The sequence below is a fragment of the Maribacter flavus genome (genome assembly GCF_008386635.1).
GTDB lineage: Bacteria > Bacteroidota > Bacteroidia > Flavobacteriales > Flavobacteriaceae > Maribacter > Maribacter flavus.
In genome coordinates this window covers 1,562,799-1,582,696 of sequence record NZ_VUOE01000001.1, presented here as the reverse complement: position 1 = coordinate 1,582,696, position 19,898 = coordinate 1,562,799, and the positions used below count along the sequence as shown (strand labels likewise).

General features: G+C 41.5%; 12 protein-coding genes. 9 read left to right on the top strand and 3 right to left on the bottom strand.

Annotated features, from left to right (window positions below; translation table 11 throughout):
* The first annotated feature begins 10 nt into the window (after positions 1-10).
* From F0361_RS06855 to F0361_RS06845, 3 genes are read left to right on the top strand one after another with little or no spacing between them, the layout of a single operon-like run.
* Complete coding sequence (locus F0361_RS06855) at positions 11-772, top strand: prolipoprotein diacylglyceryl transferase family protein (RefSeq protein WP_154917772.1); 762 nt, start codon at positions 11-13, stop codon at positions 770-772.
* Positions 744-2,138: a radical SAM protein gene (locus tag F0361_RS06850; RefSeq protein WP_154917771.1), complete on the top strand. Its 1,395-nt coding sequence runs from the start codon at positions 744-746 to the stop codon at positions 2,136-2,138. Before F0361_RS06855 ends, F0361_RS06850 begins: the two co-directional genes overlap by 29 nt.
* The gene (locus tag F0361_RS06845) at positions 2,135-2,347 is read left to right on the top strand and encodes a hypothetical protein (RefSeq protein WP_154917770.1); all 213 of its coding nucleotides are present in this window, start codon (positions 2,135-2,137) and stop codon (positions 2,345-2,347) included. Before F0361_RS06850 ends, F0361_RS06845 begins: the two co-directional genes overlap by 4 nt.
* Before the next feature lies 1 nt (position 2,348).
* Here F0361_RS06845 and F0361_RS06840 read toward each other — a convergent pair whose 3' ends face one another.
* Together F0361_RS06840 and F0361_RS06835 are read right to left on the bottom strand one after the other, a co-directional pair.
* A complete protein-coding gene (locus tag F0361_RS06840) occupies positions 2,349-4,754 on the bottom strand; it encodes an outer membrane beta-barrel family protein (protein WP_154917769.1) in 2,406 nt (801 codons plus the stop codon).
* A 102-nt stretch (positions 4,755-4,856) separates the two neighbouring features.
* Positions 4,857-7,265 carry an outer membrane beta-barrel family protein gene (locus F0361_RS06835; RefSeq protein ID WP_246160825.1) on the bottom strand — a complete coding sequence of 803 codons (2,409 nt, stop codon included), beginning with the start codon at positions 7,263-7,265 and terminating at the stop codon, positions 4,857-4,859.
* A 207-nt stretch (positions 7,266-7,472) separates the two neighbouring features.
* Between F0361_RS06835 and lepA the strand changes: the two genes are divergently transcribed.
* Positions 7,473-9,269: a translation elongation factor 4 gene (lepA, locus tag F0361_RS06830; RefSeq protein ID WP_138256694.1), complete on the top strand. Its 1,797-nt coding sequence runs from the start codon at positions 7,473-7,475 to the stop codon at positions 9,267-9,269.
* On the opposite strand, the gene F0361_RS06825 is transcribed toward lepA, so the two are convergent.
* Complete coding sequence (locus F0361_RS06825; protein ID WP_138256693.1) at positions 9,266-11,146, bottom strand: cation:proton antiporter; 1,881 nt, start codon at positions 11,144-11,146, stop codon at positions 9,266-9,268. The two genes, lepA and F0361_RS06825, sit on opposite strands and share 4 nt — an antisense overlap.
* A 352-nt stretch (positions 11,147-11,498) precedes the next feature.
* Between F0361_RS06825 and F0361_RS06820 the strand changes: the two genes are divergently transcribed.
* The 5 genes from F0361_RS06820 to F0361_RS06800 all read left to right on the top strand — a co-directional run bounded on the left by F0361_RS06820 (position 11,499) and on the right by F0361_RS06800 (position 19,891).
* Positions 11,499-14,936 carry a PAS domain S-box protein gene (locus F0361_RS06820; protein ID WP_154917768.1) on the top strand — a complete coding sequence of 1,146 codons (3,438 nt, stop codon included), beginning with the start codon at positions 11,499-11,501 and terminating at the stop codon, positions 14,934-14,936.
* A gap of 11 nt (positions 14,937-14,947) precedes the next feature.
* On the top strand, positions 14,948-15,328 hold the full coding sequence (locus tag F0361_RS06815; protein WP_154917767.1) for a response regulator: 381 nt from the start codon (positions 14,948-14,950) through the stop codon (positions 15,326-15,328).
* A 162-nt stretch (positions 15,329-15,490) separates the two neighbouring features.
* On the top strand, positions 15,491-16,354 hold the full coding sequence (locus F0361_RS06810) for an MBL fold metallo-hydrolase (RefSeq protein WP_154917766.1): 864 nt from the start codon (positions 15,491-15,493) through the stop codon (positions 16,352-16,354).
* A gap of 31 nt (positions 16,355-16,385) precedes the next feature.
* Positions 16,386-18,017, top strand: coding sequence for a S8 family peptidase (locus F0361_RS06805; RefSeq protein ID WP_154917765.1), 1,632 nt, complete (start codon positions 16,386-16,388; stop codon positions 18,015-18,017).
* 17 nt (positions 18,018-18,034) lie between these two features.
* A complete protein-coding gene (locus F0361_RS06800) occupies positions 18,035-19,891 on the top strand; it encodes a M1 family metallopeptidase (protein ID WP_154918516.1) in 1,857 nt (618 codons plus the stop codon).
* Positions 19,892-19,898: the final 7 nt, after the last annotated feature.

Here is a 19,898-nt window from a genome sequence, read left to right as displayed (position 1 = left end):
TTGCTTTTAAATGACCATCCCCTTTGAGCCCGTCATTTTTGGTATACATCTGAACATGCACCTCATATTGGAGTATGTTGCCTTCTTTGTAGGATTTCGTTATTATCTTTTCCTAAGGAAAAATTCCACGGACACTATATCCTCCAACAACCGACTTTCCATTATTATCGGAGCCATTTTTGGCGCCCTTTTTTTCTCACGAGTGGTCGCCTTTTTGGAAAACCCCTTGCTACATTGGGAACAAGGGTGGGTTGCTATTTTGAACAATAAAACCATTATGGGCGGACTTTTTGGGGGGGTGCTTGGAGTTGAAATGGTCAAAAAAATAATCGGGGAAAAACAGTCGTCCGGCGATCTATTTACCCTCCCCATTATTTTAGGAATCATTATTGGTAGGATAGGCTGCTTTGTATCGGGTATCAAGGAGTTTACCTATGGGAAAGAAACCGCTTTTTTTCTAGGAACGGATTTGGGCGATGGTGTCTATAGACATCCCATTGCCCTGTATGAAATCGTATTCCTAACAGTCCTTTTTATCCTCATAAAAAAGTTCCGGAAACGACGGGAGCAATTTGAAAGTGGCATGCATTTCAAGATTTTTATGATAACCTATTTCCTGTTTCGATTTTTCATAGAGTTTTTAAAACCGAATTCCTTTTTGGTTTTGGGGTTGAGCAGCATCCAAATTTTATGTCTAATTTGCCTATTATATTACTGGAAAACTATCCGCCAATTCTTCACACATGCCCGAAGCAAAATACACCTATTATGACTATACGATAAGCCTTTGTCCAGACTGTCTTCGCAGGATCGATGCTAAAATCGTCTTTGAGGATGAAAAGGTGTATATGTTGAAAAACTGTCCGGAGCATGGGCGTTCCAAGGTGTTGATTGCCGATGACATTCCCTATTATAAGAATATAAGGAACTACAATAAAGCTTCGGAGTATCCTAAGACTTTCAATACAAAGGCCCTTTACGGATGCCCCTATGATTGTGGGCTTTGTCCTGATCACGAACAACACTCTTGCTTAACTGTCATTGAGGTAACGGACCGATGCAACCTAACTTGCCCCACCTGTTACGCGGGCTCTTCCCCTAACTATGGCAGGCACAGGACCTTGGACGAGGTTAAAGCTATGCTGGACGCGATTGTAAAAAACGAAAGGGAACCGGATGTGGTTCAGCTTAGTGGTGGCGAACCTACCTTACATCCTCAGTTTTTTGAGATTTTGGACTATGCAAAGTCCTTGCCCATTCGGCATTTAATGGTCAACACAAACGGCATACGCATCGCCAAGGAATTTGATTTTGCGGAGCGACTTGCCACCTACATGCCGGATTTTGAAATCTACCTACAGTTCGATTCCCTGGACAATCACGTTTTACGAACTTTGAGAGGGGCAGACCTGGCGGATATCCGCCTTAAGGCGTTGGAACATTTGAACCAACTCAACCTATCGACCACTTTGGTTGTTACCCTTCAAAAGGGGTTGAACGACCACGAAATGGGAAAGACCATAGATTTTGCCCTACAACAAAAATGTGTGCGCGGGATAACCTTTCAACCCACACAGATAGCTGGGCGGTTGGAAAATTTTGAGGTGGACGAAAACAGGATTACGCTTACGGAGGTTCGTAGAAAGATTTTGGAACAATCCCCTATTTTTGAGCCGGACGATCTTATCCCGGTTCCCTGCAACCCAGATGCTTTGGTCATGGCCTATGCCTTAAAAATTGACGGGGAAGTGAGTCCCTTGACCCGCTATGTAAATCCGGACGATTTATTGAACGAAGGAAAAAACACCATCATTTATGAACAGGACGAACAGCTCCATGGAAAGATGATCGAACTTTTCAGTACCGGAAATTCTGTGGAAAAGGCATCGGAGAACCTAAAAAGCATCATGTGCTGCCTCCCGGAAATCGATGCGCCGGAACTTGGTTATGACAACCTTTTCAGGATAATCATCATGCAATTCATAGATGCCCATAACTTTGACGTAAGGGCCATAAAAAAATCCTGTGTGCATATTGTGAACAAGGACAATAAAATAATCCCCTTTGAAACGATGAATCTTTTCTATAGGGATGATAAAATAAATCGGTTACAAGAATTACAAAAAGAAATAGTATGAGTTTAATTCCAATGGAGGTAGGGAATTTGGATGGTTTGTTCGTGCTGATACTTCTCATCATGTTCGGTCCGGCCGCACTTTTAGGCATCATTGGCGTTGTTTTGATGGGTAAAAACAAAAAGAAGGGGGGCAAGGTGTTTCTGATCTTGGCAGGTGTCTACATGCTGATTAGCCTTGGAGTGTGTGGGTCGATGATTATAGGGCTCTAATTTAAATCCTATCCCCCTCGTCCGTACTTTTTCGTTTTTGGTTGTCCCGTATTTTGTTGTTCCCAAACCTATATCTGAACCCAATATAAAACAATCGCGTTTCCCTTCTGGAAAAAGTGCTGTTGTCCTGATTGAGATAGTTACGGGTATAGAAGAAGTTGCCATCGTTGAAGACATCATCAAAGGAAAAGGACAATGCCGCCCTTCGCTGCCAAAACGTCTTGCTAAGTGAAAGTATAAGTTGGCTTGTGGATTCCCTTCTGGAATTACCAAGTACCATTGGCGAGGAGTACCTGAAAAGAACATCCGCATATAGGGAACGATTCTTTAAGAGCGTAAAATAATTGTTGAACCTAACGTTTCCCGTCCATAAACCATTGCTTACGATCGCTCCGCTATCGATATCCCTAAAACTAGTCTGTTTATTGTAATAGGTAAGTAACAGGTAGGTATCCCAAAAACCCGTCCAACGCTTATTCATTCTAAACTCGGCACCATAAGTGACATTGGATTCCAAATTGACGCTCAAAAAACGGAGCAAATTGCTTTCATTGTCTTGTACCACTTGCTCAAAGAAATCATTGTTATCATTAAAATAATAGACTTCCAATGAATAATCCCTTTTGATGCCGTACTCCAAGGAAACATAGTTCCTAATGGCGGGCCTTAGATTTGGGTTGCCCTCTACCACCGTATTGTTGCTCTGAAAAAATTGGAATGGGTTTAAATCACTATATCTAGGCCTAGTAATCCTTCTGTAGTACCGCAAGGCCAAATTGTGCTTGTTTTTGAAATCATGTTGGGCCGAAACAGAGGGAAAAAGCTCCAAATAGGAATTTTTAATAGGCTCACTTGCCGTGTTCAGGTCTCCTATAGTCTCCGTGTATTCAGACCTAAGCCCCATGTTCAATTGCCAAGTGTCCCAATTGTTGTTGAGACTTGCATAGCCCGCCATAATCTTCTCGTCATAGTCAAAAACACCCGCCTCTGTTGGGTCAATACCCGGTTGGGTCCTATCAAAACCTGTTTGGCCAATGGTCGATTGGGAGTTAATACCGGAATACCGCATACCTGTTTCCAAGGTGGTGGTTTTTTTTATGGGGTTGTTGTAATCTACTTGGGCACTGTAGATGGCCGTCTTTTGGTTGGATTGTGTGGTGAAATCATTATCCCCGGTAAGAATCCCGTCGCTGTCAAAAAAATCAGTATCCAAATCCTGTCCCCTGTTATATTGATAATAGGTATAATTGGAGGCCAGGGAAATTTGTTCGCCTTTCTTATTGAACTTATGGGTCCAGTCCAGATAATATGCCGAGTTAAGGGCGTCATAATCGGAATCGTTTACCGTTAGAAAACTGGATAGTAAATCACCTGAAGTATCTTCAATGAGGGTGCTGGAATCGATAAACCTATTGGCGGGAGCCGTAAACGAATTGATCGTAGAAAAACTAAGGCTGTTTTTGTCATTGACCTGATAATCGAAAAACCCATTAATGTTATGTTCATTGCTCCTGGTAACGGTCCTTTGTTCGGTCGTCCATACGTCCGTAATAGCTCCGGAGTCGAAAAAATTGGTAATGTCCGTAAACCTTCTTAAATCCTTGCTTTTTCTAAAACTGTAGGAAAGTGAAAAATCGGTTTTCTTGCCCTTAAAAAAGTGATCGGTACCGATTATATGTTTTGGGAATACCGCCTGTGTGTATCTATTGTAGACGGACCCATTATATCCGGCAATGAGGTTTTTCTTCATTTTTATGTCTAACAAAAGTCCGCCCTCAGCACTGTATTTGGCCGGAGGATTCAAGATTACCTCCACGGATTCCACATTGTCGCCGGAACTACCCGAAAGCAGATTGACTATATCGGCTTGCGGGATGTTCACCAACCTGCCATTGATCATGACCCCAATATTGGAACTCCCTTTAATGTTGATCTTATCGTTCACGATGATAACACCCGGGGTCTGTTTTAAAATGTCCCAGATATTACCTTGGGACAGGGATGTGTTTTTAACGTTAAAAATGAGTCGGTCCGCCAATTGCTCTATAGTAGGTTTTTTATACACGACCTCAACCTCATCCAATTGGGTCTCGGTCTTTAGAATGATCAAATCCTCTGTTCTCAAATCCGTGGAAACCTGTATCGAACGGGTTTCACTTGTATTGTCTAAATAACTCGCAGATATTAGATAGATTCCTTTCTCAACGTTGTTCAGGATAAATAGGCCCGACTCGTCCGTAGCGGCACCTTGAATCAATATCGAATCCTGATTCTTCAATAAAACGTTTGCAAAGACTAGGGGGTCTCCGTTTTGGTCCTTTACACTACCCGAAATTTCAAACTCTTGGCCGTTTATTGATATGGAAATAAGTAAAATGAAGAAAAGGAGTGGTAAGGCTGGCTTCATTGGCTAATGGTAGTCGCAAGCGAATATAAAAAAGTTATTCGGAAATATCTTACAGCAAATGTTTCTATGTAAGAATATTGTATGAACAGTCAATTTTGGCACTTATTCGGAGCCAATTCGGTCCCTTTCCGCTTTTTCTATTTGGCGCTGATTATCCTCTAGACGGAAGTTTCCAAAATTATAGATGAAAGATAGACGTACGTTTTGGGTTTCCTCTACCGCGATGTATGAATTGTCCTGATTTAAATATTTTGAGGAAAACCATGGGTTTGCCTTGCCCAGGATATCGTTGAAGTTGAGACTAAGTTCCGCCCTTCTGTTCCATAGGGATTTTTGGAGGCCCATGGTAAGGTTTATTGTTTCGGACATGGTATAGGAACCTGCTAAAAATCCAGATAAATAGGCCAGTCCCAATTCACCCTTAAAAGTACCGTCCTTGGAAAGGGTCAAATAATTGGTTACATCTATATAATAACCGTTTATTTCATTGGTGGCAGAGAAAGCATCGCTCTCCAAGGCCAAGAAGGTTTCATCCTCATGAAAGATTGATAGATAGCTGTACACGTACCAGTTGTTGGTAATGGATTTGCCGTAATTAAAATCCAACCCGTAGGAAGTGCTTTCCAATACGTTCTGTGTGATATCCCTAAGTACTTGGTTTTCATTGTCTTGAAAGGAAAGTGTGGAGATATAATTGCCATTGTCCCGGTAATAAAGATCAAAGAAAAACTCCTGGTTCAAGGTATAGTTCAGGTTAAAGTTTTTGCTGAAGTTGGGAACAAGAGTGGGGTTTCCTTCGTAAAAAATATTTTCATTGATGAAGGTTCGAAAGGGGTTCAAATCCTCATACCTGGGCCTTTGCAGTTTTCGGGAATAATCAAGGGCCACGCTATGGTTTTCGTTAATGGTATGAAGCATATAGACCGACGGAAAAAGTTCAAAATACTCTAATTCGTTTACCGTGGAAAGTGCCAGGGAGTTTCCGGAACTTTGGGTATGTTCCGCCCTAAGTCCTGCCTTGAGGCTCCACTTTTCCCAATCCTTGGAAGCGCTTACGTATGCGGCATATACATTCTCATCGTACAGAAAATTGTCAGAAAGGTTTGGAACAAAAACCCGGCCGTTATTTTCCGTGAAGAACTGTAAGCGACTTTCAGAATTGATCATGGAAAGCTTCGCCCCGGTTTCAAAACTCACCGTACCCAAAAGAGTACTGTAATCCAATTGGGCCGTTATGATTTCGATATCCTGATCGGCATCGGTAAAGAAGCTATAGTTTCTTATAAAATCGCCAGTGGGCAGAAAATAATCGGAACTAGCACGTTGTGTTCGGCTTAAATCAAAAGTAGTGTAATGTGCGTTCACCTGTAAACTTCCGTTTTCCTTAAAAGTATGCTTGTAGGTTACATCCCCGGAAATATTGTTCTTGGTCTCGTCCAAAAAACTGGCCGTGGTAAAGGTCGAATCCAAAATACCAATTCCATTGGTAATAACGGTGCTCTGAAAATTGTCGTATTCCCTTTTGGGGGAAAGTTGCATATTGGAGGTTAGGTTGATTTCGTTGCGGTCGTCGATCGTATAATCCAACGTTAGCCCTCCTATGTGGGTTTCAAATCTATTGGTCTTGTCAAAATCCGTATCCCAGCGGGAAAATACACCCGTATCGTTGATAAAATTGGTCCTGTTTTGCACATCCTTAAAATCCTTCCGTGGGGCATAGGCGTAGGAAGCATTTATATTTAGCTTGTTGGTCTTGTAAAAATGAGAGGTGCCAAAATTGTATTTGGGAAAGATTCCTTGGGTGTAATTTGAACTAAAATTGCCTTTATAGCCCAAAGAAATATTTTTATTGGTAATAATGTTCAAAACCGCACCTCCCTCCGCATCGTACCGGGCCGGGGGATTGTTGATGACCTCTACGGATTTAATGTGCTGCCCTTGATAATTTTCGAGCAGGCTTCTTACTTCAGATGGTGATAATTGGACTTTCCTGTCGTTGATATAAACCACGGCGGGCTGGTTTCGTATCTGTAGCTCGTCCTGCATGAGTATTACGCCGGGGGTCTGTTTTAGGATGTCCCAGGAATTGCTTTGGGACAATACGGTATTTTCCACGTTAAAAACCAACCGGTCCACTTTTCGCTCTACCCGGGGCCGTGCCGATACAACGACAACCTCATCCAATTGCTCCGCTTGTTGTGGAATAATCAAAGCTCCTATTTTAATATCGGACCGGATGTCCAGGGGAAGCCCTTCCGAACTTTTCCCAATGTAGGAACATTGTACGATGTAAAGTCCTGGGGTGATATCAGAAATCAAGAAAATGCCCGCCTCATCTGCCGATGTTCCTTTGACCATCGTAGAGTCAGAAGCCTGTAACAAAAAAACTGAAGCAAAAGGGATGGTTTCGCCCAGCTCGTCCTTTACCGTTCCGGTGAGTTGGTGGGTCTGGCTTTGCGCCGCTTGGGAACCTCCTAGTAGCGCCAGGAAAAATAGCAGTAGCGGTCTCAATATTAGTTTGGGTTGAACATCAAATCTAACAAAATAATACTGTATATTTTTACGATTGGCTCTTTCCGCTTTGTTTTTAGCACAATATTGCCTATTTATTTAGTCGAAGCTTCCTAAAATCTAGATGCTATTTAGACTATATTTGCAATTGCTTTTTAAACGGGTAGATTCCAAAGTTTAAAAGGAGCTATTTTTTCAATTGACGCTATGAAAAACATTCGAAATTTCTGCATCATTGCCCATATTGACCACGGTAAAAGTACCTTGGCGGACCGTCTTTTGGATTTCACGGGTTCCGTCACCGAAAGGGAAAAAAAGGAACAGCTGTTGGACAACATGGATTTGGAGCGTGAGCGTGGAATTACCATAAAAAGCCATGCCATTCAAATGGACTATGTATACAATGGTGAAAAATATGTTTTGAACCTCATAGACACCCCTGGGCATGTAGATTTCTCCTATGAAGTTTCAAGATCCATTGCGGCCTGTGAAGGCGCGCTTTTGGTGGTAGATGCCGCACAGAGCATTCAGGCCCAGACCATATCGAACCTGTATCTGGCCCTGGAAAACGATTTGGAAATCATACCGGTTTTAAACAAGGTGGACCTTCCCAGCGCAAATCCAGAAGAGGTTACGGACGATATTGTGGACCTCTTGGGCTGCGATGCGGAGGACGTAATCCCTGCCAGTGCCAAAACGGGAATTGGTATCGAGGAAATTCTAAAGGCCATCATAGAACGTATTCCGGCGCCAAAAGGAAATCCGGACGAGCCCCTTCAGGCCTTGGTTTTTGATTCTGTCTACAATCCGTTTAGGGGGGTGGAAACCTATTTTAGGATTATCAACGGGACTATCCGAAAAAATCAGAAGATAAAATTCGTGGCAACCGGTAAAAGTTATGATGCCGATGAAATTGGCACCTTAAAACTGACCCAGCATCCAAAACCCATGATAAGCGCCGGTGACGTGGGATATTTGATTACAGGTATAAAAGATGCCAGAGAGGTAAAGGTAGGCGATACGATTACCGATGCCGCTACACCCACTAAAAATGCAATTGCCGGTTTTGAGGATGTAAAGCCTATGGTTTTTGCCGGAATTTATCCGGTAGATACGGAGGATTTTGAAGAACTGCGTTCCTCCATGGAAAAGCTGCAGCTGAACGATGCATCCCTAGTTTTTACGCCGGAAAGTAGTGCGGCCCTGGGTTTTGGTTTTAGATGTGGTTTCTTGGGGATGCTTCATATGGAGATCATTCAGGAGCGACTTGAACGGGAATTTGACATGACCGTCATTACCACCGTGCCAAACGTTAGTTACCATGCCTATACCCGTAAGGACCCGGAAACCGCCATCATCGTTAACAATCCCAGTGACCTTCCCGATCCCTCTACCATAGACCGTGTGGAGGAACCTTATATTAAGGCAACCATCATTACAAAGGCGGATTTCGTAGGCAACGTAATGTCCCTCTGCATTGAAAAACGAGGCCAGATTACCAACCAGACCTATTTGACGACGGAACGGGTGGAACTGAACTTCGATATGCCCTTGGCGGAAATTGTTTTCGACTTCTATGATCGTCTAAAAACGGTTTCCAAGGGATATGCCTCCTTTGATTATGCCCCCATTGGAATGCGTGCATCAAAACTGGTCCGCGTAGATATCTTATTAAACGCCCAACCGGTAGATGCCTTGTCCGCTTTGATTCATTTTGACAATGCCGCAAACATTGGTAAAAAAATGTGCGAAAAGTTGAAGGAACTTATTCCTAGACAACAATTTGACATTCCTATTCAAGCGGCCATAGGTTCCAAGATTATTTCCAGGGAAACGATCAAGGCCCTTCGTAAGGACGTAACTGCAAAATGTTATGGTGGGGATATTTCCAGAAAACGAAAGCTGTTGGAAAAACAGAAAAAGGGCAAAAAACGGATGCGCCAAGTTGGAAACGTAGAAATACCGCAGCAAGCATTTATGGCCGTACTGAAACTGAACGATTAAGTTTTTATTTGTTTGTTAGGTGAATTCATTTCTTCCTCTTTTTGAAGCTCCTCTTCAACAGGAAGGGCTTTTCCAAGATATACCAGTTTTGAGCCTTCCTCGATATCCGTAAAATCTTTACTGAACGAGGAGATTATTTTGATATCGTCATCCGGAGTTTTTAGGAATAAAGGAATTATGTCAGGATCGGCCTTGGTAATTTCAATAAGTCCTTCATAATGTTCCGTGTCCTTCAATTCTATTTCGCGAATAACAGGGTTTTTTCTGGCGGTTTCGGTCAGTTTGATGAAATCGTCCGTATGGGAAAAAAGACCTTCCTTGGGGTTGTTTTCAGGGTCGTTCATTTCTTCCGAATCGACCAAGCGGAAGGAGCCATTTTCACCAAACTCACCTTTAAACTTATCAATGGCATACTTGTTTATATCAGAGTTTCCTGTTAAGGCCATAAGATAGCCCACATCGTTAAGCTCAATATAATCTCCCAAGGAATCCGAATAAATATTGGCACTAAAGGCCTCTAATCCCGCCTTACGCGCCTTGGCAACGTTCGTATCGTTATTGTCCACCAAAACCACATGCCTGTTGTTCTTCTGTAGATACTCCGCTATAAGCCTGGAAACCCGTGAGGCGCCAATGACCAAAATGCCTTCTGATTTGTAAAGGAATACACCTACCAACTTGGCAAATAATCTGGCGGTAGTCGCATTCAATAAGACCGTTCCCAAAACGATCATGAACACCAATGGCGTAATATATTCTGAGCCAGGTTCCCCTTTGGCGAGAAGCTTTGATCCAAATAAAGACGCGATACCTGCAGCCACGATACCCCTAGGACCTACCCAACTAACAAAGAGTTTTTCGTTGAACTTAAGGTTGGAACCCATGGCACTTAGGAACACCCCTAAGGGCCTGATTATAAAGACTATGGTCGCAAACAAAATCACGGTATTCCAGTTATAAATCAATTCCATATCTGAAATATTAATATTGGCAGCCAAAAGAATAAAAAGGATGGAAATTAGAAGTACACTGAGCGATTCCTTAAAATATAATAGTTCTTTTATGTTGGGCAGATTCATGTTTCCCATGACCATCCCCATGACCACTACTGCCAATAGACCGGATTCATGTGCGAACAGATCGGACTCCACAAAGACCAGCAGAACTACGGAAAGCGACACCACGTTCAATAGGTAATGTGGTATGAAATTCTTTTTTATGGCAAATGCCAAACCATGGGCAAAGGTAAACCCAAAGGTAAAGCCAAAGAGCAAAATCTTACCGAATTCCACGAGTGCGGTCAATGTATAGGCCTGACCCTCGCCTACACTAATAAACTCAAACACCAAAACGGCCGCAAGCGCACCAATGGGGTCGATCAATATCCCTTCCCATTTCAACACTGCGCTAACATCCTTTTTTAGCGGTATATTTCTTAAAATAGGGGTGATTACCGTAGGGCCAGTAACAATGATCAAAGCCGCAAAGAGAAAAGAAATCTGCCAGCTAAGGTCAAAGATAAAATGGGCCGCCAAAGCACCCACGAAAAAGGTTACCAAACTTCCCAAGGTGATTAGCTTTGTAATAACTGGAGCCGTATTTCGTATTTCTGACCGCCTTAGCGTTAACCCTCCTTCAAATAAGATGATACTTATTGCCAAGGACACAAAGTAATAAAGCCCCTCCCCTGGGAACAACCCCTTCTGCCCATTCCAAATAGGTTCTATAAGCTTGGACCCATCTTCCGTATATAAAGTTGATAACGGGCCCACTATCAAACCGATCAAAATTAGGGGAAGAATAGCCGGTAATTTGAAGCGCCATGCTACCCACTGCGCTATAATGCCTAAGATGATAATACCTGCAAGTTCTAGCATGGAATACTTTTTTGTTAAAAATAAGAATTAAACGGCAGTTGTAACAAAATGAAAATCCAATACCACAATTAAAAAAACTCAAATTTTGTTATATGAAGATATTTTTCCAAAACAAGGTAATGTATCCTTTTCGCGCAAGGAAAAAAACTTTTTGTAACATTTTACTTACGTTTTTTGATTGAAAATACAAGAATTGGAAAATGCTTTTCTATTTTTGTCCCATTGCCCCTCCCCAAAAATGATGAAAGTTCGTAAAGACCATCCCTAAATCTTACCCTTGGCCGCCTTACCGTCGCAAAGTGAATCTGTGTAAAGTTATAGTTAGTTGATGATACGTAAGTAATAGGTGCAAATGAAGTTGATATTAAAACCCTTAAAAAATATTAAACTAGGGATGTCCCAGTTTTCTGGGCTTTTGGTATTTGTTTTTGTTTTTGGACTCACCACTTATTTGAGCTATCAAAGGTATCTTATTCTAAAAAGCTCCGAAGAGAATGAATTGAGAAGACAGGCTTCCCAAGTTGAAAATGAAATAAAAAGGATATTGGAACAAGGTTTTTCAAGCACTCAAAATTTGGCATTTTTAACTGAAAACTATGGCGTTCCGGAAGATTTTCCAAAAGTTGCAAAATTAATTCTTGGTACAAATAGTAACATAGATGCGCTTGAGCTGGTTGACAGTACCGGTCTTATTACCAATGTTTATCCTTTTGAAGGAAACGAAGTTTTGGGATTTAATATTTTAAAGGACTCCATAGGTAAAGAAGGCGCTTTAAAAACAATGGAAAAAGGAGGGTACTATGTTACCGGGCCCATTAATTTAAAGCAGGGAGGTTCAGGTTTTGTTTGCCGTACACCTATTTATGTCGAAAACCAATTTGCCGGTTTTGCCGCAGCCGTAATTAAACTTGAGTCTTTGTTGTCGGAAATTTCCTTGAAATCTTTAGAAAATAATCCGTTTTCATATCAACTTTATAAAACTAATACGGACGGTTCCGAACAAATATTTTATGCCACAAAAGAAGTGTTTTCAAATAACGCAATGAAACACTTCATAAGTGATTACAATGGTGAATGGAAGCTATATGTGATTTCTGAAAAAAAACTGGCACTATATGGTTTTTATGTTTTAGGGGGACTTGGCCTTATTCTTTCTATTATTGCCGGCGTTTTTACCACATTTCTACTGGAGCAGCCTAGAACTTTACGAAAAATGGTTAATGAAAAAACCCACTTGCTTCAAGAAAATGAACAGAAACTTAGGGCTTTTATAGCGCAAGCTTCAGATGGTATATTTTTGGCTGATTTCCATGGAAATCTTTTGGAAGCCAACATTAAGGGCGTGGAATTATTTGGTTATCCAAAAGAGGAGCTACTTACTAAAAACCTTGTTGAATTAGCAACAAAATCCGACTTAAAAAAGGCTCCCTTGAGATTCAAAGAAATAAATAAAGGACATTCCGTTCTTACCGAAAGAAAGCTTCTTAGAAAGGACGGATCCAGTTTCTATGGAGAAGTAAGTGCAAAAAAATTGAATGATGGCACCATATTGGGCATCGTTAGAGACGTTACGGCCAGAAAAAAATTAGAGTATGCCGCAAATGAAAACCTCAAAAAATTTCAAAAAGCATTTAATAGTCAGACCATAGGCATGGCCATCTTTGATAATGAATTAAAATTTGCCGATGCCAATCAATATTTTTTGGAATTGCTAGGTTTTCAGTTGAAAGAAGTAATTGGTAAAAAATTCAAAGAACTAGGAATCATAATCGATGAGGAATCAAAGCGAAAGGAAGCCCTAGATTCACTAAATAGCAGTGGAAAAATATTATCAATGGAACTCATAGCCCGGCCAAAGGGAAAGGAGAAAATTTTTTTTACAGCTTCAGCGGAAACGTACGAAGTAAATAAAAAAAAGTACATTCTAGCAACCTATTTGGACAGGACTGATGAAAGGAAGGCACAGAAAAAAATTGTTGCAAGTGAAAAAAAATATCGAGAGTTGACCGAGCGAATTTCTGATGCGTTCATTTCCATTGATAATCATTGGAACCTAACCTATGTTAATGCTAAGGCACAAGAGTTAATTCAAAAAAAGAAAGAGGAGCTTATAGGCAAAAATATATGGGATGTTTTTAAAAACACTATAAGTTCAAGTACGAGGGGCAAAATTGAGGGCGCTTTAAAAAAGCAGGAATATGTTCATTTGGAGCAGTTCCATCCCAGAAACAATATTTGGATTGAAAGCCATGTATATCCTTCTCCAGAGGGTCTTACTGTCTATTTTAGAGACATTACGCAACGAAAGGTTAGTGAAGAGGAAAATCAAAAACTATTAGCAGTAATTGAAAAAAGCCCTGGTTTTATAGGGTTGTCCGGTATGGATGGTGGTGGTATCTATCTTAATGAATCCGGAAGGGAACTTGTGGGCCTATCCAATGAAGACGCAATTTCCAATTATTCCATTTTGGATTTTTTTCCTGAGGACTCAAGACAGGTAATCAAAGAGGAGTACATGCCTATAATTTTCAAAAATGGTTCTTGGAGCGGGGAAGGTTACCTTAAAAGCTTTAAGGAAAACAGGAATATTCCAGCAGCACTTTCTGCCTTTCTCATTAACGACAAAAATAATAACAAGCCAATAGGCATAGGTTCCGTGGCCTTTGATCTTACAGATCAAAAGAAAACGGAACGGGAAATTCTTGAGCTCCAAAATAAAATGAACGCTGCCATTCGCATTGGAAAGATTGGGTATTGGAACTGGAATTTTGAAAAGGATATTATCGATTGGTCTGAGAGGATGTACGAAATATATGATGTTGAACCCGGAAGAAAAATAGATGTTGCCTTTACTAAAACATTAATACATCCAGATGACCTTGTCATGCATGATACAATTATTGACACCAAAATTTCGCAAAGGGACAATAGTTCTTTCTCCTACAGAATAATACATAGGGATAAATCCATAAAATATGTAAAAGTCCAAATGGAAGTGACAACGGACGCTAGTGGCAAAGTTATAGCTTCTCAAGGAACCGCGGTGGACATTACTGAGGCCAAGGAATTCGAAAAAAGGCTTGAAAACCAAAATGCAGAACTGAAAAAGACCAACTCTGAGTTGGATAGTTTTGTCTATAGTGCCTCACATGAACTTCGTGCTCCTCTCGCTTCCTTAATGGGCCTACTGGACATAATGAAAAAAGAAAAGGGGGAACCGGAAACAATTAATAGATTGGAGATGATGGAGAACTCCGTAATGCGTCTAGACGCGTTTATTGAAGATATAATTTCCTATTCCAGAAATAAACATATGTCATTGAAATGTGAAAAAGTGAATTTTAAGGAAATTATTGACAAAGCTTTGCAAGATTTATGGTATCTTAAAAACACTAAAAAAATTCACATATCTACCAATTTAAAGACTGATTGTGAGTTTTTTTCAGACCGTAGAAGTATAGCCGTATTGATCAGTAATTTCTTGTCGAATGCCATAAAGTACAATGACAAAACAAAAACCACACCGTCTATTTGGATTGACGTGAATACTAACGAAGAAAAGGCGGTAATTGAAATTAAGGATAACGGGATAGGTATAAAGAAAAAGAGCCAAGAAAAAATATATGATATGTTTTACAGGGACTCAAGCGATGAAATGGGCTCGGGAATAGGGCTATTCATTGTAAAGGAAATTATAAACAAGTTGGATGGAACCATTGAACTGGATTCCAAACCTAAGATTGGAACGACTTTCACCCTTACCTTGCCAAATACATATCCTAATAACTAAATTCTACCGCCATGAAGGTATTATTGATAGATGATTCTGAAATAGACAACTACATAAACAAGGCCATTATTTCAAAATCCAAGTTTATAAACGAAGTTATAGTCAAAACCTCTGGGTTAAAGGCATTAAATTATTTAAGAGAATTGGAAGAAAGTCCGGAGGACTTTCCGGATGTAATTTTTCTAGACATTAGAATGCCGGAAATGGATGGTTTTGAATTCATCGAACAATATAAAAACCTACCCGTGGAAACCAAGGGTAAATGCCGTGTATTCATGTTAAGTTCGTCCATAAATCCCAAGGATTTGGAAAAATCGGAGAGTTATAAAGAGATTGAAAAGCACTTGGCCAAACCTTTGGCGCACCATTCCCTAGAGGAATTGTTGCTTTGATTTGCCTTCCAATAAGTTAAATGATAATCACATTTAGTGTCCGATAATTACTGCCCATAAACCCAAATCCAAAGTGGGCTTGCGTTAAAAACTCTTAAACAGCCTGTTTTTCCTATCCTTTTTAATTAATTTTCCGGATTTATACTGTTACCCGGTAGGTTCATGAATCTATACCCCGTTGAAACTGGAAATTTTAAATTGGATGGCGGCGCCATGTTTGGAGTAGTTCCCAAGTCCCTATGGCAGAGAACAAATCCTGCGGATAGCAACAATCTCATCGATATGGCCGCAAGAAGCCTCCTGATTCAAAATGAGGACCGACTCATTATTATCGATTCCGGGCTTGGCAACAAACAATCTGAAAAATTTTTTGGCCACTACCATCTTTGGGGCGATTTTACCTTGGATAAATCACTACATACTATTGGTCTATCCAAAGAGGATATTACCGATGTTTTCCTTACCCACCTGCATTTTGACCATTGTGGCGGTTGCATTCAATGGAACAAGGACAGGACAGGCTATGAACCGGCATTTAAGAACGCCAAATTTTGGACCAATAAGGAACATTGGGAGTGGGCCGTAAAGCCAAATTCCCGGGAAAAGGCATCCTTTTTAGCCGAAAACCTATTGCCAATGGAAGAAAGCGGGCAATTGAACTACGTAGAAACCTCAAGGGATTCGGTCTTTCGAGAGAATTCAGAATTAGGTTTTGGCATCTATTTTGTAGATGGGCACACGGAAAAACAAATGTTGCCAAAAATCGACTATAAAGAAAAGACAATCGTGTTTGTGGCCGATTTACTGCCTACCATAGGCCATATCCCTTTGCCCTATGTTATGGGTTATGATACAAGACCTTTGCTTACACTCACCGAAAAAGAAAAATTCCTCAACGAGGCGGCGGAAAAAAACTATTTTCTTTTCTTTGAACACGATGCGCATAACCAGCTTTGTACGGTCAAAAAGACCGAAAAAGGCGTTAGGCTGGATCAAACCTTTACTTTCAATGAAATTTTCAATTAAAGAACCAAAATTTAATTAACTACTATTTTATATGATACGTACAATCACTAAATCGCTCTTGGTATTTTCTTTTGTCGCACTATTGGGTTGCGGTGGTACGGGAGGCCTTATTTTAACTCCCGTGGAGAACATTGATGCCGTTCCCTTAAAGATTTCGGAACTGACGGAAACGGAGAAGAAAAACTGGGGCCATTTGGACCTTGCAAGTGATACCATTCCCGGGATGAGCGTAGACAAGGCGTATACTGAAATCATCAAGAACAAAAAAGGGAAAAAAATCATAGTGGCCGTTCTGGACTCTGGAATCGATTTGGATCATGAAGACCTGGATGGGGTGCTATGGACAAATTCCGATGAAAAACCCGGCAACAACAAGGACGATGACAACAATGGATATGTGGACGATATCCACGGTTATAATTTCTTGGGTGAATCTTACAATGAGCAATTGGAATATGTACGGATGTTGCGCCTGAACATTGGCGACCAAGCAACATTGGCCAAGGCAAAAGCCAAATTGGACGAGGAGTACACCTCCGCCCAACAGAACAAGGAACGATACGAACAAATCCTTCAAGCCGTTAAAAATGCGGACACGGAGGTTAAGGCCTTTTTAGGCAAGGAAACCTATACAAAAGAGGATGTTATGGGTATGGAAGCATCCACGGAGGCCATGCAGCGTAATAAATCCATTTTGTTACAAATGTACTCCTTCAAGGATTCCATTCCAGAAGTCATTGAAGAGCTGGGAGATGGCATCAACTATTTTACGGAGCAATTGAACTACAACCTCAACAAGGATTTTAACGGAAGGGAAGTTGTAGGTGACGACCCCTATGATTACAATGACACGGATTATGGAAATGGAAATCCCAACAATCGTGTAGACGATGAAAGCCATGGCACCCATGTAGCTGGAATAATAGCCGCGGAAAGAAACAATGGCCTTGGTGCGAACGGAGTGGCCAATAACGTGGAAATAATGAGTATTAGGGCCGTTCCCAATGGGGATGAGTATGACAAGGATATTGCAAGGGGCATACGTTATGCCGTGGATAACGGGGCCAAGATTATCAATGGAAGTTTTGGAAAATCCTTCTCACCAAATGCACAATGGGTCTATGACGCCATTAAATATGCTGCGGACAACGATGTGCTTTTCGTACACGCCGCAGGAAACGACGGGGCCAACTTGGACGATCCCGCCAATCCAAACTATCCCAACGATCAGATAAACAATGGGGTGGAATTTGCCGATAACGTGATTACGGTAGGCGCCTTGGACCCTAAATATGGGTCAGAATTGGTAGCTTCCTACTCCAACTATGGTAAAATCAACGTGGATGTCTTTGCCCCTGGTACGGATGTCTATTCTACCTATCCTAACAACGAATACGAGTATTCACCTGGCACCTCCATGGCGGCACCAGCGGTTTCGGGAGTAGCGGCCTTGGTCTGGTCACAATATCCCAACCTAAGCGCAAAACAGGTGAAGAAAATTATTTTAAATTCCGGGCTTCCCGTAAAAACCAAAGTCGTTCTAGGGGGAGACAACACCAAAAGTGCCAGTTTGGCGGAGATATCCACTTCGGGTAAAATGGTGAACGCCTATAATGCGCTAATTATGGCAAGTAAGGTGAGCAATGGTCAACTACAATTATAATATTGAATCTTAAAATGATGAAGAAAATACTTCTAGCTACTTTATTGTTTGGTTGTGTAAGCATGGCCTTAGCCCAAAACCAGACCGGGTATTGGCAGCAACACGTGGACTATACAATGGACGTGAACATGGATGTTGAGAACTATCAATATACGGGAACACAAAAACTCGTATATACCAACAACTCTCCAGATGTATTGAGCCGTGTCTATTACCATTTGTATTTCAATGCGTTCCAGCCTGGAAGCGAAATGGACATACGACTTCAAAACATCCAAGACCCGGATAGAAGAATGATTACGGAGGACAAGAAAAGTCGTATCGCCGGTCTTTCCGAAAGTGAAATTGGGTACCTACATGTAGCATCCTTGACCCAAGATGGGGCGAACGTAAGCTTCCAAGAAGAAGGTACCGTACTGGTCGTGGACTTGGCAAAGCCGATTCCCTCTGGAGGTAAAACGACGTTCGAAATGACATTTAAAGGTCAGGTTCCCGTTCAGATTAGAAGGTCTGGCCGCAATAATGCCGATGGAGTAGCCCTTTCCATGAGCCAGTGGTATCCCAAATTAGCGGAATACGATTTTGAAGGATGGCATGCGGATCCATATATCGCTAGGGAGTTCCACGGTGTTTGGGGCGATTTTGATGTAAAGCTCACTTTGGACAAGGACTATGTAGTAGGAGGAACCGGATATTTACAAAATCCGCAAGAAATAGGACATGGCTATGAAGCTCCGGGAACAACTGTAAAAAAACAAAAGGGAAAGACCCTTACTTGGCACTTTAAGGCGCCCATGGTCCATGATTTTATGTGGGCGGCAGATCCGGAGTATGTGCATGACACATTACAAATGGAGGATGGCCCAACCCTTCACTTTTTCTATAAAAACGATCCTAAGTTTTTGGAGACATGGAAAGCGGTACAGCCCATGACCGAAAAAGCGATGAACTTCTTCAGCCGTAATATCGGAGCGTATCCTTACAAACAATATTCTGTCATCCAAGGTGGGGATGGAGGCATGGAATATGCCATGGCCACCTTGATTACGGGTGGCGACAAACCCGGAAGTGTCATTGGTACCATGATCCACGAGTTGGCTCATTCCTGGTTTCAGCATGTGCTGGCCACCAACGAGGCAAAGCATGAATGGATGGATGAAGGGTTTACTTCATTTATATCGGCATTATGCAGCAACGAGATCAGGGAGCAAAACAAGGAAAATCCTTTTGAAAACTCCTATAAAAGCTATTATAATTTGGCCCTTTCCGGAAAGGAACAGCCCATGAGCACGCATGCAGATCGATATGACCTTAATTTCGCCTATGGGATTTCGGCCTATAGCAAAGGGGCCGTTTTTCTTGCCCAATTGGGGTACGTTATGGGTCAGGATAAGTTAATGGAAACGCTCAGGAAATACTATGAGGATTTCAAGTTCAAGCATCCAGTGCCCAATGACATCAAAAGAACCGCAGAAAAGGTATCTGGAATGGAGTTGGATTGGTATTTGACCGATTGGACACAGACCACCAACACGATAGATTACGGTATAAAGTCGGTAGAACCAGAAGGTGAAGGCACTAAAATAACCATGGAAAGAATTGGTTTGATGCCAATGCCCATCGACATATTGTTGGTATATCAAGACGGCAGCCGGGAAACATTCTATGCGCCCTTGCGGATGATGCGCGGCGAAAAGGAAAATCCGTATCCGCAAATTGAAAGAACCGTGTTGCCAGATTGGCCTTGGGCATATCCCAACTATGACTTTACCATCAACAGGCCTATTTCGGACATTCAGGCGGTGGTAATCGATCCCTCCCAACTCATGGCGGATATCAACGAGGAAAACAATGTCTGGCAAGCCGAAGAATAAGGCTTGG